At 35.5% G+C, this 16,400-nt stretch carries 14 protein-coding genes and 1 pseudogene; all 15 read right to left on the bottom strand.

All coding sequences use genetic code 11. From position 1 onward, the window contains the following. Positions 1–2 precede the first annotated feature (2 nt). Complete coding sequence (locus GZ63_RS0113465; RefSeq protein ID WP_029270400.1) at positions 3–1,259, bottom strand: methionine gamma-lyase family protein; 1,257 nt, start codon at positions 1,257–1,259, stop codon at positions 3–5. 5 nt (positions 1,260–1,264) lie between these two features. Continuing rightward, complete coding sequence (hflX, locus tag GZ63_RS0113470) at positions 1,265–2,503, bottom strand: GTPase HflX (protein WP_029270402.1); 1,239 nt, start codon at positions 2,501–2,503, stop codon at positions 1,265–1,267. A 106-nt stretch (positions 2,504–2,609) separates the two neighbouring features. Next, positions 2,610–3,530 (bottom strand): stage V sporulation protein K, encoded by a 921-nt coding sequence (gene spoVK, locus GZ63_RS0113475; protein WP_029270404.1) that lies wholly within the window; start codon positions 3,528–3,530, stop codon positions 2,610–2,612. A gap of 135 nt (positions 3,531–3,665) precedes the next feature. Next, positions 3,666–3,893, bottom strand: coding sequence for an RNA chaperone Hfq (gene hfq, locus GZ63_RS0113480; RefSeq protein WP_029270406.1), 228 nt, complete (start codon positions 3,891–3,893; stop codon positions 3,666–3,668). 68 nt (positions 3,894–3,961) lie between these two features. Next, positions 3,962–4,897, bottom strand: a complete 936-nt coding sequence (gene miaA, locus GZ63_RS0113485; RefSeq protein ID WP_029270408.1) for a tRNA (adenosine(37)-N6)-dimethylallyltransferase MiaA — start codon at positions 4,895–4,897, stop codon at positions 3,962–3,964. 23 nt (positions 4,898–4,920) lie between these two features. Next, on the bottom strand, positions 4,921–5,370 hold the full coding sequence (locus tag GZ63_RS0113490; protein ID WP_029270410.1) for a Dps family protein: 450 nt from the start codon (positions 5,368–5,370) through the stop codon (positions 4,921–4,923). Between the two features lie 61 nt (positions 5,371–5,431). Continuing rightward, a complete protein-coding gene (gene mutL, locus GZ63_RS0113495) occupies positions 5,432–7,297 on the bottom strand; it encodes a DNA mismatch repair endonuclease MutL (protein ID WP_029270412.1) in 1,866 nt (621 codons plus the stop codon). Positions 7,298–7,314: 17 nt separating this feature from the next. Beyond that, positions 7,315–9,891: a DNA mismatch repair protein MutS gene (mutS, locus tag GZ63_RS0113500; RefSeq protein ID WP_029270414.1), complete on the bottom strand. Its 2,577-nt coding sequence runs from the start codon at positions 9,889–9,891 to the stop codon at positions 7,315–7,317. Between the two features lie 134 nt (positions 9,892–10,025). Further along, positions 10,026–10,592: an outer spore coat protein CotE gene (gene cotE / locus GZ63_RS0113505; protein WP_029270416.1), complete on the bottom strand. Its 567-nt coding sequence runs from the start codon at positions 10,590–10,592 to the stop codon at positions 10,026–10,028. A gap of 199 nt (positions 10,593–10,791) precedes the next feature. Continuing rightward, positions 10,792–11,220 carry a RicAFT regulatory complex protein RicA family protein gene (locus tag GZ63_RS0113510; RefSeq protein WP_029270418.1) on the bottom strand — a complete coding sequence of 143 codons (429 nt, stop codon included), beginning with the start codon at positions 11,218–11,220 and terminating at the stop codon, positions 10,792–10,794. Continuing rightward, positions 11,213–12,793, bottom strand: a complete 1,581-nt coding sequence (miaB, locus tag GZ63_RS0113515; protein ID WP_029270420.1) for a tRNA (N6-isopentenyl adenosine(37)-C2)-methylthiotransferase MiaB — start codon at positions 12,791–12,793, stop codon at positions 11,213–11,215. The genes GZ63_RS0113510 and miaB overlap by 8 nt, the downstream gene beginning before the upstream one ends. 228 nt (positions 12,794–13,021) lie before the next feature. Beyond that, positions 13,022–13,282, bottom strand: a complete 261-nt coding sequence (locus GZ63_RS0113520) for a stage V sporulation protein S (RefSeq protein ID WP_029270422.1) — start codon at positions 13,280–13,282, stop codon at positions 13,022–13,024. Between the two features lie 112 nt (positions 13,283–13,394). Continuing rightward, on the bottom strand, positions 13,395–14,192 hold the full coding sequence (locus GZ63_RS0113525; protein ID WP_029270424.1) for a TIGR00282 family metallophosphoesterase: 798 nt from the start codon (positions 14,190–14,192) through the stop codon (positions 13,395–13,397). A 120-nt stretch (positions 14,193–14,312) separates the two neighbouring features. Beyond that, entirely contained in the window at positions 14,313–15,878 is a 1,566-nt protein-coding gene (gene rny / locus GZ63_RS0113530; RefSeq protein WP_029270426.1) for a ribonuclease Y, read from the bottom strand. Between the two features lie 259 nt (positions 15,879–16,137). Beyond that, positions 16,138–16,400, bottom strand: a pseudogene (locus GZ63_RS0113535) (recombinase RecA); the annotation flags it as partial.

Here is a 16,400-nt window from a genome sequence, read left to right on the forward strand (position 1 = left end):
ATTTAGTATATACCCTGTTTACGTTTTAAAAAACCTTTATCAATCAGCTTTTTTACAGATTCAGTTAAGGCTATCTTCACATGTGCGTAGGTTAATCCCCCTTGTACAAACGCCATATAAGGCGGTTTAATCGGTCCATCTGCTGTCAATTCTATACTTGCACCTTGAATGAATGTTCCTGCTGCCATAATTACTTCATCATCATAGCCGGGCATTTCACTCGGATACGGCATAACAAATGAGTCAACAGGCGAATTTTCTTGAATTGCTTGACAAAAGGCAATCATTTGATCGCGGTCGTTAAACGTTACAGACTGAATTAGATCCGTACGCTCCGCTTGATAATGTGGTGTTGTTGTAAAACCAACCAATTCCAATAATCGAGCTGTGAAGACTGCTCCTTTTAATGCTTCACCTACAATATGCGGAGCTAAAAAGAATCCTTGATACATTTCCTGCAGCATATTTAAAGTAGCTCCTGTTTCTTTGCCTAAACCTGGTGCTGTTAACCGGTTTGCACAATAATCAACTAGTTCTTTCCTGCCAACAATGTATCCCCCAGCACGGACGATTCCTCCACCTGGATTTTTTATTAACGAACCTGCAATAATATCTGCTCCAATATGTGAAGGTTCCTTTTCCTCCACAAATTCACCGTAGCAATTGTCAACAAAGACGATTAAATCTTGACTTATTTCTTTAATAAAGGTGATCATTTCCTCCATTTCTTGAATTGTAAATGAAGGTCTGTCATCATACCCTTTTGAACGTTGTATCCCTATCACTTTTGTCTTGGATGAAATTGCTTCTTTTATTCTCAGATAATCGATGCTTCCATCCGGATTAAGATCTACTTCATTATAATGGATTTGATAATCCTTTAACGACCCTGCACTATTCCCACGTTTACCAATTACCTCTTCTAACGTATCATAAGGTTTACCAGTAATATAAACGAGTTCATCCCCTGGTCTTAGTAATCCAAATAATGCAGTAGAAATCGCATGTGTTCCCGAGACTATTTGCGGTCTAACAAGTGCAGCTTCACCTCCAAACACTTCCGCATAGACGGCTTCCAAGCCATCTCGTCCCATATCATCATAGCCATAACCACTTGTCGAACTCAAATGACCTTCGCTGATTCGATTGTTTTTAAAGGCTTCTAGGACGCTACGTTGATTTGCTTCCACAATTTTATTGATATATTGGTATTCCCGCTCACAATCTACTTCTGCCTGCTTCACTAGTTGCTCAATCATTTCAATTAATGCTCCTTTATTAAACTTTGCAACGGATGTTCTTGTTGCATATATCCTTGTATGACGTATTTATTTTTTTTATCATCAAATGTTTTATTCGTAATAATGGTTTCATATTCCAATCGATGAAGCATTTTTCCCTCATCAGGGTTTAAGTTTATCATATAACGATCCCATTCTGCTTTTAACATTGATTCTATTTTCAACAATAAATGATGGATATCTTCTCGGTCATATGTACTAATAAATAGATAAGGATGATTTATCGGTATTACATCCTTATCAAGCAAATCCTTTTTATTATAAACAGTTAATCTTGGAATGGTATTAGCATGAAGGTCTTCCAACAATTCTATTACTGTTTGTTGATGCTGATCCAAATCAGGATGAGAGCTATCAACAATATGTAATATAAAGTCCGCTTCCGAAACTTCCTCTAATGTAGACTTGAACGATGCGATTAAAGTTGTCGGCAAGTCTTGTAAAAAGCCTACTGTATCAGTAATCAGTGTATGAAATCCAGCTGGTAATTGAATTTCTCTTGTTAGTGGATCTAGTGTTGCAAACAACTGATTTTCCTCTAAGGAATGACTACTGGTTAACCGATTAAATAATGTAGATTTTCCAGCATTTGTATAACCTACAATAGCAATTTGAAACGCATCATTTGTTTTTCTTCGTTTGCGATATTGCTCTCGTTGGCGGACGACAAGTTTTAAACGCCTTTTTATATCATGTATCCTTTTTCTTATATGACGTTGATCTGTTTCTAGTTTTGTTTCACCAGGCCCTCTAGTCCCTATCCCTCCTCCAAGACGAGACATAGCCAGCCCCTGCCCATGGAGCCTAGGTAATAAATATTCTAACTGTGCTAGTTCTACCTGAAGCTTCCCTTCTTTTGTTTTAGCTCGTTGTGCAAAAATATCTAAAATTAACTGGCTGCGATCAATAATGGGAATTCCCAATTTATTGCCTAAATTTCTTAATTGTCCTGCTGAAAGTTCATCATTTGATATTACTAAATCAATTTCTAACATATCGATATATTGTTTGATCTCATTAACTTTTCCTTCTCCAATATAAGTAGCAGGGTGGATGCGGTTGCGATTTTGTTTCATAATTTTTTCAACCGTTCCACCTGCCGTTTTACTTAACGAAATTAATTCTTCTAAGGAGGATTCAAATCGCTTTTCTTTTTGATTTGGTTGTTTCACTGCTATGATCAATATTTTTTCATCTGCCATATTTTAATACCTCTTTCTATACTTGCCTATACACAGTATTCCCCTATTGTGGCTATTTTCATCATAGCAAAAAAGGTATTTAACTACAAAAACAACAGTCAAACAATTATTCCTCAAAATGAAAATCGACTTCGTGTAACCTTACTAGCTCATCAGCAGAGATTTTGTTTTTGGATATTAACCTTACCGCATGCATACGAATAGCATGCTCTATGACATTACGAACATATCTCGCATTGGAAAAATTACGCTGATTTTCTTGTATTTGCTTCACTAGCTGTGCCCGTAACTTCCATTCAGCTTCTTTCGATAATTGGTACTCCCTTTCAGTAACCATTTGCTTTGCAATTTTTAATAATTGGCTAACATCATAATTTTTAAAATCCAATATAAAAGGAAATCTTGATTTCAAACCTGGGTTTAATAATAAAAATCGTTCCATTTCATTAGGATATCCTGCAAGGATTAAAACAAAATCATTATGATTATCTTCCATATGTTTTACGAGTGTATCGATTGCTTCCTTGCCAAAATCCTTCTCACCGCCACGGGCAAGCGAGTATGCTTCATCAATAAATAAAATACCACCCATCGCTTTTTGTATAATAGATCTTGTTTTCTGCGCGGTTTGACCAATATATTCTCCAACTAGATCTGCTCTTTCCGCTTCAATAAAATGACCTTTTGATAAAATATTCATATCAAAATACATTTTCGCTAATTTCCGTGCAACCGTTGTTTTACCCGTACCTGGATTTCCTTTAAAAAGCATATGAAGCACCTGCTTTGAACAGGTTAACCCCATTTGCCTTCGTTTGTCATTAATAACTACCGTTGCATATATTTCTTTTATTGTTCTTTTTAATTTTTCCATCCCTACAAATGATGAAAAATCTTGGTCTATATGATCAAATGGATTGTTTTCAACATAATAGGAATTGGTACTACATTCTGATTGAACATCTTTATGATCCTGGAGAATAATATTGATCTGCCCATTTTTATTACGAACCAATTGTGTATTCAATCCATCACCCCTTAGTCATTTTTATTATACGTTATATGTAAGAAGTTGTGACAAACGCCTAAGTATTATTTTTCCTAAAAGTACGTGTCCTCTAACTATAAGAAAAACGGACACCGATAAAAGTGTCCGCCATCGTTATTCTTCTTTATCCAGAGTTACATTTTTAATTGGTGCAAATGTTGAAATAGCATGCTTATAAATCAACTGCTGTTTGCCATCTGTTTCTAATAAAATAGTGAAATTATCAAAGGCCTTCAATACGCCCCGTAATTGAAATCCATTTGTTAAAAAGATGGTAACTGGAATGTGGTTCTTTCTTATTTGATTTAAATAATGGTCCTGAATATTTACAGACTGAGCCATCGTATTCCTCCTCTTTTCTGTCTATACGTGCGCAGGAATGCACGGTTAATATTCCGTATATATAATTTCTACTTTTCTTTTAATAATCCTGCAAGATCTTTTAAAATTGTTTGAAAACTTTCATCGATTGAACAAGCCGCAATGGTATACCAATGAATGTCCATTTTATTTTTAAACCAAGTATATTGTCTTTTTGCATATCTCCTTGAATTCCGTTTTAATAATTCAATCGCTCTGTCAAGATCCTGTTCTCCCTTAAAGTAAGGCAAGAATTCCTTATAACCTATTGCCTTCATGGACTGGCAATTTTCAAGTCCTTGCTCATATAAACTTTTTACTTCCTTTAATAAACCCTTCTCCATCATAAGATCAATTCGTTTATTTATGCGATTATATAAAAGAGAACGATCCATTTCTAACCCAATAAATAGGACCTTATAAGGTGATTCTGAATTTTGATTTTGTTGATAAGCTGTCATTGTTGTACCGGTTGTTTCATAGATTTCTAGTGCGCGAATGACACGACGATGATTATTTGGATGAATTTTTGCTGCCTGTTCGGGATCAATTTCCTTTAGGCGTTCAAATAATGGATTAATTCCTTCCTTATTCACATATTTCTCTAACTGCTCTGTTATTTGTTGATCTCTTTTATGATTAGAAAAGTTATAATTGTAGAGTGCTGCTTGAATGTATAGGCCACTGCCACCCACAATAATAGGTATTTTTTGATGAGATGCAATTTTCTTAATCGATGCTTGTACATCTCTTTGAAAGTCTGCCACGGAATACGCTTCACTTGGCTCCTTTGTATCAATCATATAATGGGATATTCCCTGCATTTCCTCTTTGGTAACTTTGGCTGTACCTATATCCATGTTTTTATACACTTGCATGGAATCCCCACTAATAATTTCGCCATTAAATTTTTTGGCAACTTCTATACTTAGCTTTGTTTTTCCTATCGCTGTTGGACCAACAATTGCAATTACAGTTTGCTTCATTCGTATTCCCCTAATTACATTCTTTATTCATATGCCTGGTATGCTGTTAACATCCAAACATATTTCTCCAGTTTGGCTTGAATGGAAATAAGCAAATCAAGCGTAGGTTCATCATTTTGTTCTTCTGCAAGGGGCATCCCTTCATCACGTACTTCTCTGATGATTTGTTTATAATCTTCTTTTAATTTGCTTATCATCTCATTCTCTTTGTCGTCTGCATTTGCCTCTTCTAATGTTGCTTCTTTTAAGTATTTCACCATCGTTGCTAATGGCTTGCCATCGATCATTAAAATACGTTCTGCTACTTCATCTAGGTCAGAAGCAAATTCATTGTACATTTCTTCAAATTTCTCATGTAACTGAAAAAAATGCCTACCTTGTACAAACCAATGATAACGATGCAGCTTTACATACATTACAAATTGATTTGACAGTAATTGATTTAAAAAATTTACAAGTTTTTGGTTTTCCATCTGAATAACACACCTCGCCTTTTTTCATAGTTTCTGCAAAGCTTGATGGATTTATACATAATTACATTACACGTTTAAACATTTTTTCAAGCTCATAGGAAGAAAAGTGAACAATGATTGGTCTCCCATGCGGGCAAGTAAATGGGTCTGTCGTTTGACGTAAATCTTCTAGTAAGCGAAACATATCATCCTTGTTCAAGTGATGATTTGCTTTAATGGAACGTTTACAGGCCATTAATGCAGCTGCATCATCCCTTATTAATTCTATATTAATTTTTTCATTTTGCATAATTTGCTCAACCATTTCCCGAATAATATCCTCTTCAAAACCGGACGGAAACCACGTAGGATGAGAACGTATGATATAGGTTTGGTTACCAAATTCCTCAAAAAATAAACCAACTTCCTCTAGGTCCTTTTTATATCGATCAATAAAAATCGATTCCTGTTTTGAAAAATCAAATGTCAGTGGTATTAATAATTCTTGTGACTCTTTCATTGCATTTCCTAGCTTTTCTTTATAATATTCATATTTAATGCGCTCTTGGGCAGCATGTTGGTCAATCATATATAAACCATTTTCATTTTGTGCTAATAGGTAAGTTCCCTGTAATTGACCTATTGGATACATAGGAGGAATACGATCACGAACCTTAACAGATTGATTTATAGGCTGATTTATTTCTTGCTGCGGTATTGATCGTGGTTCATCAAACGTCTCAGTTGGCTGTTCAATAAATGTTTCATCCGGTTTATCGATAGACGGTTCAACATATATTTCCGGTTGTTTTTCATTTATATTTTCATTTTGGAGGACAGACCCCGTATTCATTCTTTCTTCGTGCTTCCAGTTATCCTTCCTCGTTGGTGAGTGATCAAACTGAAATGTGTGCTGAAAAGATTCATTCTTTGGCTTCTCTTGCTTTGTTATTTCTGGAATTAATGTAGTTTCTCGAAATTTACTCTTAATGGTCTCTTCAATGATCGAAAAGAGTTCCTTTTCCTTACTAAAACGAACTTCAAGTTTTGTTGGATGCACATTGACATCTACTAAGATAGGATCCATTTGAATAGCTATTACAACAATCGGAAAACGGCCAATTGGAAGCAACGTATGATATGCTCGAATGATCGCTTGATTTAATACGTAACTTTTAATATAACGTCCATTAATGATTGTTGATATATAAGATTTAGATGCTCTCGTTACTTCCGGCTTCGCTATATATCCTTTAATTGAAAAATCGAGTGATTCACTTTCAATCGGCAACATTTTTTTGGCTGCTTCCATTCCATATACTTGAGCCACTACATGTAATAGGTCTCCTGTACCAGCTGTTTTAAATAATGTTTTATCATTATGTGTAACTTCAAAACGTATTTGTGGATGTGATAGTGCTAATCGATTGATCAAATCGGTAATATGGCCTAACTCCGTGTGAATGGTTTTCATATATTTTAATCTTGCTGGAGTGTTGTAAAATAAATCTTCTACTGAAATCTCTGTACCTTTACGAGCATCACTTTTTTGTTTCTCTTTTACTTTGCCGCCTTCTAATTTTAGGAGCGTTCCAGCTGCATCGCCTTGGGAAGTCTTTATCGTTAGCTTGCTGACAGAAGAAATACTTGCTAATGCTTCTCCTCGAAAGCCTAATGTCCTGACATGAAAAAGATCTGCATCATTCTTAATCTTACTCGTTGCATGTCTTAGAAAAGCCGTTTCACAGTCCTCTTCTGACATACCTTCTCCATTATCAATTACCTTTATTTGTTGCAATCCTGCTTCTACAATTTCTATTTTAATCCAGGTGCTATCCGCGTCAATACTATTTTCAACCAATTCTTTCACAACGGAAGCTGGTCTCTCCACTACTTCTCCAGCCGCAATTTTATTAGCAAGTGAATCCGGCAGTTGGAATATGTTCATTCAAAAAATCCTTTCATTTACGTCTTGGTAGCTTCTTTTTGCAAGCGATACAGTTCATTCAATGCTTCTAATGGGGTCATTTCTAACAAATTTAAATGCCTTAAATCACTGATCAATTTTTCATTCTTTGGCCTTTTGTCTGTATCAATACTTTGCTCCTCAACAAAAAAAGCTAATTGTGCCGATTCAATTTCATCCGTATTTGATGATGATTGAGTATTGTTTTCCAGATGCTCAAGAATTTCATTCGCCCTGTATATTAAATCATTTGGTAAATCTGCTAATTTTGCTACATGAATACCATAGCTTTTATCCGCAGCACCTTCTTTTATTTGGTGCAAGAAGACCACATTGTCCTCATATTCTTCGGCTCGGACATGGATGTTTTTTAATTTTTTTAACGATTCTTCTAAAGACGTTAATTCATGATAATGGGTAGAAAAGAGTGTTTTAGCGTGAATATAATCATGAATATACTCTACAATTGCTTGTGCTAAAGCCATCCCATCGTACGTGCTTGTTCCACGGCCAATTTCATCCAATAAAATAAGGCTTTTATCGGTAGCATTAGCAATAGCATGATTCGCTTCAAGCATTTCCACCATAAACGTACTTTGTCCGGAAACTAAATCATCAGCAGCTCCAATACGGGTGAAAATCTGATCAAAAATAATTAAATCAGCCTTATCACACGGCACAAAACACCCTATTTGTCCCATAATAGCGATTAATGCCACCTGTCGCATGTAAGTACTTTTTCCAGACATATTCGGTCCGGTTATTAATAAAATATTTTTATCTTGATCTAAAGAAACATCATTCGGAACAAAGGATCCATCTTTCATTACCTGTTCGACAACTGGGTGTCTTCCGTTTGTAATGACTAAGTTCTTCTCTACAAATTGAGGACGCTTATAGTTATTCGCTTCACTTACTGTGGCGAAAGCCTGTAGAACATCAATTTCACTGACAACCTCTGCTAATTGTTGTATATCAGCTATATGTTCTTTCATTTGCTCACGTATGTTTAAAAATATCTGATACTCTAGTTCTACACTTTTTTCCTCAGCCTCCAATATAAGCTGTTCCTTCTCTTTTAATTCAGGGGTAATGTATCGCTCAGCGTTTGTTAATGTTTGCTTGCGTTCATACCTTCCTTCCGGTAATAAATGCAAATTTGCTTTAGTAACTTCGATATAGTATCCAAACACACGGTTAAAGCCTATTTTTAGCGATTTAATTTTTGTTTCTTCTTTTTCCTTTTTTTCTAATGCTGCGATCCATTGCTTTCCATTCTTACTTGCATCTCTATATTGATCCAGCTTTTCGTTATATCCATCCTTAATGATCGAACCTTCTTTAATAGATACTGGCGGATCATTTACTAAACTTGATTCTAATAATATAAGTACATTTTCAGGTAAGACTAGTTTATTGCTTAAATCTACTATTTGTTTCCGTCCAAATTGATTTAAAATAGATTTTAACTCAGGAATTTTGGATAATGACTGTTTTAACTGAATAAGATCACGTGCATTCACATTTCCAAAAGCAATTCTTCCAGTAAGCCGTTCTAAATCGTAAACGGATTTTAATGTTTCTCGTAAAGTATCCCTTTCCATAAAGCTTTGATAAAAACCCTCGACGATTTCAAGTCTGTTCTCAATTGCTTTTTTGTTTAATAATGGGCGTTCCAGCCACTTTTTAAGCATTCTTGAGCCCATTGCTGTCACTGATTGATCAAGAACCCATAATAAACTGCCATGTTTTCCTTTTTTAATAATCGTTTCTGTCAGTTCAAGATTGCGCTTGGAATACATATCAAGGGCTAAGTAGTCATTTAAATGAATGATTTCAGCTTCTTGTAAATGGTCCAGTGAACGTTTTTGAGTTTCTTTTATGTAATTTAATAATCGGCTAAATGCTTCCAATAAGCGTTCATCATTATTAAGATTACCGCATAAGTTTCGAAATTCACCGTTAAATTTCACATCATCTTGATAGGACAATGTTACGTTAAGCTTATCTTTCAATTGCCTTTGTGCTTCTTCTTTAAGATCAGAAGATATGACAATTTCTCTTATTGGCTGGTTAAATAACTCATGAATGACACTGTCCCATCCATTATTTACAACAGCTAGTCTGTTTTCACCTGTTGATAAATCATTATAAGCGATAACATAGGTTCCGTCCTGAAAATGGGATAGACTGGCAATATAATTGTTTTCACGTTCGTTAAGCATGTTTGATTCCATTACAGTTCCCGGTGTTATAAGCTGGACAACTTCCCTTTTCACTACACCCTTGGCTGTCTTTGGATCTTCTACTTGTTCACAAATTGCAATTTTATATCCTTTTTCTACTAATGATTTTATGTAAGTTGTAGCAGCGTGATATGGTACACCACACATAGGAATTGGTTCTTTTTGACCTGAATCCCGTTTTGTAAGCGTTATCTCCAATTCCCTTGCAGCAATAATTGCATCATCATAAAACATTTCATAAAAATCGCCCAGACGAAAGAATAAAAAGGCATCTTTATGTTCTGATTTTATTTTTAAATACTGTTCCATCATTGGTGTATGTTTTGACATGCTTAAAGTCCTCCATAAAACGAATATATTGTCGATTATAACATAAAAAGAAAAAAGGAAGCGACTTAAATGAGGCAACATAGAGCTTTATAAAAACCAAAAAAATTACGAGAGAAAGTTCCCTCGTAATTTTCTTAGTCTCTTCTCCCGCCAATAAAATGCGGATTAACATCATCAAGTTCATCTTCTGTTAATTCGTAATCCCACTCATCATCCTCGTACTTCCGATGATATCCATGCGGATCCACTTTAACCCAAATTTTTGTCTCGCCAATCACTTGCACAAGGAATTCCCGTTCAACTTCTACCTCAATCTTATGCCCTTTTTTAGCAATTTTACACTCTAAACAATTTGGCTGTTGTACAACCTTCGCAATTACTTCATAATCATCATTTAGGCAATTATCATCCTTTACTGATAACGGCACATAATCGCAATAGGTAATTCTTTCCGTAACTACTTCCGTTTTTGTATTATCATTGTACGAATACCAAATATTTATGTCATAACTTCCATTAATTTCTACTGTGTCCTCTGATTTTTTCTTAGCATTATACAAATGATTAATTACCCAGCAACCAAGTATACTTGACGGTTGATGTGATGGCGAAATGGAATGGGTTGCTTTTGTAAACTTTTTTCCCTTTCCAATTACCGCTTTCGTAATGACTTCTCTATATTCTTTATCGTGGAAACTCATATTATGCTTACCTCCTCTTTTGTCATAGTCATTTTATGCAAGACAAATACCTAAAGTGCATAAATGATTCCATGAAAACAGAAAGAAGGTATACTTTTTAATATTAATACTGGTTTTCGGCTTCAAACAAAAGAAAAACCAAGTCAGAAGTTCCTTTCCCGACTCGGCTTTTCAATTTATATCTATTTAAATGGAGAAATCACTGACCACAAGCCGAACTGTTTTGTTTCTTGGATCCTGTTTCACCCGCAAGAATGTCTCCACCTGTAGATTCAATTACTTCGTTCGTTACTTCCCTTGCAATTGTACCTGTAACAAGTTGTAATACATCGTTCACCACTAATTGTGTTTCCTTAAATTCTTGTACTACTGGGATTGCATCAATTTCAGCTTGGAGACGATCAAGTTCTGTCTCTACTCTTTTTAATGCTTCTGTTTTTTCATATGCTTGAAAGTTAACTGCTTGTTTTTGTAATGCTTTTATTTTTTTAATAAGACTTTGAACTTTTTTGTTTTCGTTAATCTTCGCTTCCACTTGTTTAAAACGGTCAATTTCTTCCGTGTTTGCGAGCATATTTGCTAGCTTTTTAGCTTCGTCTAAAATTTCTTTCCTTGTATATTCAGCCATTGTGATTCACCTCTACTGTATTTTCTACCATAATACCATCTAAAGACCATGTTTTGGCTTCCGTTATTTTCACATCAACAATTTGACCTATTGATGACTTAGGGCCTTTGAAGTTTACCAGTTTATTTCTTTCCGTATAGCCAGCAAGTACATCTGGGTTATTTTTGCTTTCCCCTTCCACTAGCACTTTTACTACTTTATCTTTATAGGCTTTCATCGCCTCTGCTGACTGTTTGTTTACAAGATCGTTTAAACGGTATAGACGTTGCTTTTTCACTTCCATTGGAACATCATCTTTTTTGCGAGCTGCAGGTGTCCCTTCACGAGGTGAATATATAAATGTATATGCCGACTCAAAACCGACCTCTTCAACAAGAGACAATGTTTCTTCAAATTGCTCTTCTGTTTCATTCGGAAAACCAACAATAATATCTGTTGTAAGTGTTGCATTGGGCATTGCTTTACGTATTTTTGACACCAATTCTAGATAAGATTCCCTTGTATACTTGCGATTCATGCGTTTAAGCACTTCACTGCTGCCAGATTGAACAGGTAGGTGAATATGATCAAGTAAATTACCACCTTGAGCAAGCACTTCAATTAAACGATCATCAAAATCTCTTGGATGTGAGGTTGTAAAACGAACCCTTGGAATATCTATTTTATGAATATCATTCATAAGGTCACCCAGACCATACGTAATATCCCCAAAATCTTTTCCATAAGCATTCACATTTTGACCGAGTAACGTAATTTCTTTATACCCTTGTGCAGCTAGATGACGTACTTCTTGAATTATATCTTTTGGCCTGCGGCTCCGCTCTTTTCCGCGCGTCATAGGAACAATACAATACGTACAGAATTTATCACATCCATACATAATATTCACCCATGCTTTTATCTTACCGTGGCGCACTTTCGGAAGGTTTTCAATAATATCTCCTTCTTTAGACCACACTTCAACAACATTCGCTTCTTTACTAAACATTGATTCCTTAATTAACTGCGGTAGTCTATGAATGTTATGTGTACCAAATATTAAATCGACATGCTGATGTTTTTGCATAATCCGATTAACTACCGATTCTTCTTGTGACATACAACCACATACACCTAAAATTAGGTCTGGTTTTTCCAGTTTAAGCGGTTTTAAATGGCCTATTTCACCAAATACCTTATTTTCAGCATTCTCTCTTATTGCACAAGTATTTAATAAGATAATGTCGGCTTCCTTTGTGTCTGATGTTGACTCATATCCCATTTCGGTTAAGATTCCTGCCATCACTTCCGTATCATGTTCATTCATTTGGCAGCCATAGGTACGGATAAGAAATTTTTTCCCGTTACCGATGTTTTTTATATCTTCTGGAATTTGAAAATTATAATGAACATTTATTTCATCACGTCCACGTTTGCGTGCCTTATTAAGATTCGGCGGTTCATAGGTTGTTTCGAAATATTTCGCGAAATCTTCACTCGTTTTTTCTTTTAATGGTTTGTCCTGACCGGATTTTCTGTCCGCGGCATCTCCTTGAATGATTTGCGACATTTCTTTTCGCTGTTGCTCATTCATACATGAAACTCCTTTCTTTATCTAAAACTTACATTCACCTTCAATTCAATATACATTAATACAGTATAAAGCTTATCCAACAATTTAACAATACATGACTTACACAGCCTAAATAAAGGTACTAAATTTGTCATAAACCAAAATTAAAATGAGGCTATCTCTAAAGAGACCGATTCCTTCTGTTGCGGGAAACGACTCTTTTTTTGAGATAGCCTCATTTAGATTGACTTACCTAGGTTCTACAATTAATTTAATTGCAGTACGTTCATCATTATCAATCATAATATCGGTAAAAGCTGGAATACAAATTAAATCAACTCCACTAGGTGCTACGAACCCTCTCGCAATAGCTACCGCTTTAACAGATTGGTTTATTGCACCCGCTCCAATTGCTTGGATTTCTGCTGATCCACGCTCACGTAGAACATTTGCAAGTGCACCTGCGACTGAATTAGGATTTGATTTTGCTGAAACTTTTAATATGTCCATTACTAGTTCCTCCTTCATTTGCTAATGTAGTTCTACTGCTACTATATTCTTGGAGATGATGGCTTATTACCTAATTATGCATCAATAATTCTAAAAATTCAAATAGTAAACATCAACTAAAAAAAGGATGATCGTCGTTAATTAATATGCGTTCTATTTTTTTGGTATTCCCAGTATTTTTATCAATAGTAACTAAACAACCATTTAATTGGGCTCTTCCCTTTTTATCGACTTCAAAACGCACGGGTAAACTAGTCAAAAACCGCTTCATTACTGCTTCTTTTTCAACACCTAATATTGCATCATAAGGTCCGGTCATTCCAACATCTGTTATATAGCCTGTACCTTTTGGCAAAATACGCTCATCTGCAGTTTGCACATGTGTATGTGTTCCAACCATTGCACTTATACGCCCATCAACATACATTCCCATTGCTTGTTTTTCACTTGTTGCTTCAGCATGAAAATCGAGAAAAATGATATTTGTTCGCTTTCTTGCTTCCTTGATGATTTCATCAGCTTTACGGAAGGGATCGTCCAATGGGTCGAGAAAACTGCGGCCTTGTATATTAATAACTGCCACTTCCGTTCCGTTTACATTAATAAAAACGCTCCCCTTACCAGGAGTATCTTGTGGAAAATTAGCTGGGCGAACCATGTACTTTGCATCTTCTATAAACTCAAAGATTTCTTTTTTTGCCCATGTATGATTTCCCAATGTCACTACTTGGGCACCATGTTCAAGAAATTCTTTATATATTTTTTCTGTAATACCTTTTCCTGCAGCGGCATTCTCTCCATTAATAATGGTAATGTTTGGACGGTACTTTTCCTTTAATTTCGGTAAGTAATCATGCACCATATCTCTGCCCGGAGAACCTACTACATCTCCAATAAATAAAATTTTCATTTTGTTAATCACCCTATTTCATTGATTACTCATAGTGTTTCATAAGGAATTTACATTGTCAAAATCCTGCCTTAAAAATAAAAAGCGGTACAATGACCGCTTTTTAAGAAAATTAAATCTTTATTTTGCATATTCAACTGATCTAGTTTCTCGAATGACTGTTATCTTTATATGACCTGGGTAGTTGAGCTCGTTCTCGATCCGTTTTCGAATGTCTCTAGCAACACGAACAGATTCAATATCATCGATTTCATCAGGCTTTACAATAATTCTGATTTCTCTTCCAGCCTGAATAGCAAATGATTTTTCGACTCCTGAGAAAGATTCTGAAATTTCCTCAAGTTTTTCTAAACGTTTAATGTAGTTTTCCAGCGTCTCACTTCTTGCTCCAGGTCTAGCAGCAGATAATGCATCAGCTGCAGCAACTAAAACAGAAATAATAGAAGTAGCCTCTTCATCACCATGGTGGGAAGCAATTGAATTAATTACCACTTCCGGTTCTTTATATTTTATTGCTAACTCTTTACCTATTTCTACGTGGCTACCTTCTACTTCGTGATCAATTGCTTTACCAATATCATGAAGTAAACCAGCTCTTCTTGCTAATTTTTCATCTTCGCCTAGTTCAGCAGCAAGCAAACCAGCAAGGTAGGCGACCTCTGTAGAATGCTTTAACACATTTTGACCATAGCTTGTACGATATTTTAGACGGCCAAGAATTTTAATCATATCTGGATGTAGACCATGTATTCCAATTTCGAACGTCGTTTCCTCACCAACTTCACGTATATACTCATCAACTTCACGTCTAGCTTTATCCACCATTTCTTCGATTCTTGCTGGATGAATTCTGCCATCTTGGACGAGTTTTTCAAGTGCAATACGTGCTGTCTCTCTACGTATTGGATCAAAACCGGACAAAATCACCGCTTCCGGTGTATCGTCAATGATTAAATCAATACCTGTTAACGTCTCCAACGTCCTTATATTACGACCTTCACGACCAATAATACGACCTTTCATCTCATCATTGGGAAGATTCACAACAGATACAGTTGTTTCAGCTACGTGATCTGCAGCACAGCGTTGTAAGGCTAATGAAAGAATATTTTTTGCCTTTTTATCAGCTTCTTCCTTGGCATGATTTTCCGCTTCTTTAATCATTAGAGCGGCATCATGTGAAACTTCTTTTTCAATCTTATCTAAAATAACCTGTTTTGCTTGGTCAGCTGTATATCCTGAAATGCGTTCAAGCTCAGTTTGCTGCTTCTGTAACATAGCTTCCACTTTGCTTTCCATTTCTTCAATTTGTTGTTGTTTTTCTGCTAGTGATTGCTCCTTTTCTTCTAACATTAATTCACGCTTATCAAGCATTTCACTTTTTCTATCTAGACTTTCTTCTTTTTGCATCAGACGATTTTCTTGCTTTTGTATTTCTAGTCGTCGTTCACGTAATTCTTCTTCTGACTGCTGACGAAGTTGATGATTTTCATCCTTCGCTTCAAGAAGTGCCTCTTTTTTAGCGGCATCTGCATTTCGACGTGCTTCTTCAGTTATTTGTTTTGCTAAAGTTTCTGCACTGGAAATCTTAGCTTCTGCAATAGATTTACGAATCAGATAACCAACAACAATACCGACGATTAGGATTAAGGCAAGCAAAATGGAGATGATTAAAGGATTGTCCATGATTTCACCTCCTATTGCTATAAAATTTTCACTTCATTATTGTCGGCATGTACCATATTCAAATGAAAAAAATAGTAAATGTATAATAGGAAATATAAAATTATACATATTAATTTTAATTGTCCACAAACCCAATGTCAAGGAAACGTCACAAGTTCTCATTCAATGAAAATACTTTTTCATATTATACAGCAAAAAACCTCTGCTGATGAAACATGAGTAGCAAAGGTTTTCCAAAGTACATCACTCTATTTTTCCTTTAAAAGTCTAAACTTTCCTGCTCTGGTTTTTCGGCTTTTTCAGCAGATTCATCTTCTTTTGTTTCATCCAGATTGTAATGTTGACGAATTGCATCATGAATTTCTGCCATCATATCTTCATTTTCTTTTAAAAATTGTTTTGCATTTTCGCGACCTTGTCCAAGCCTCTCCTCATTATAAGAATACCAGGAGCCGCTTTTTTTAATGATGTCTAATCCAGAAGCCATATCGAGTATTTCTCCTTCCTTTGAAATACCCTCTC

It is taken from the genome of Virgibacillus alimentarius, from assembly GCF_000709085.1.
Taxonomy (GTDB): Bacteria; Bacillota; Bacilli; order Bacillales; family Amphibacillaceae; genus Virgibacillus_B; species Virgibacillus_B alimentarius.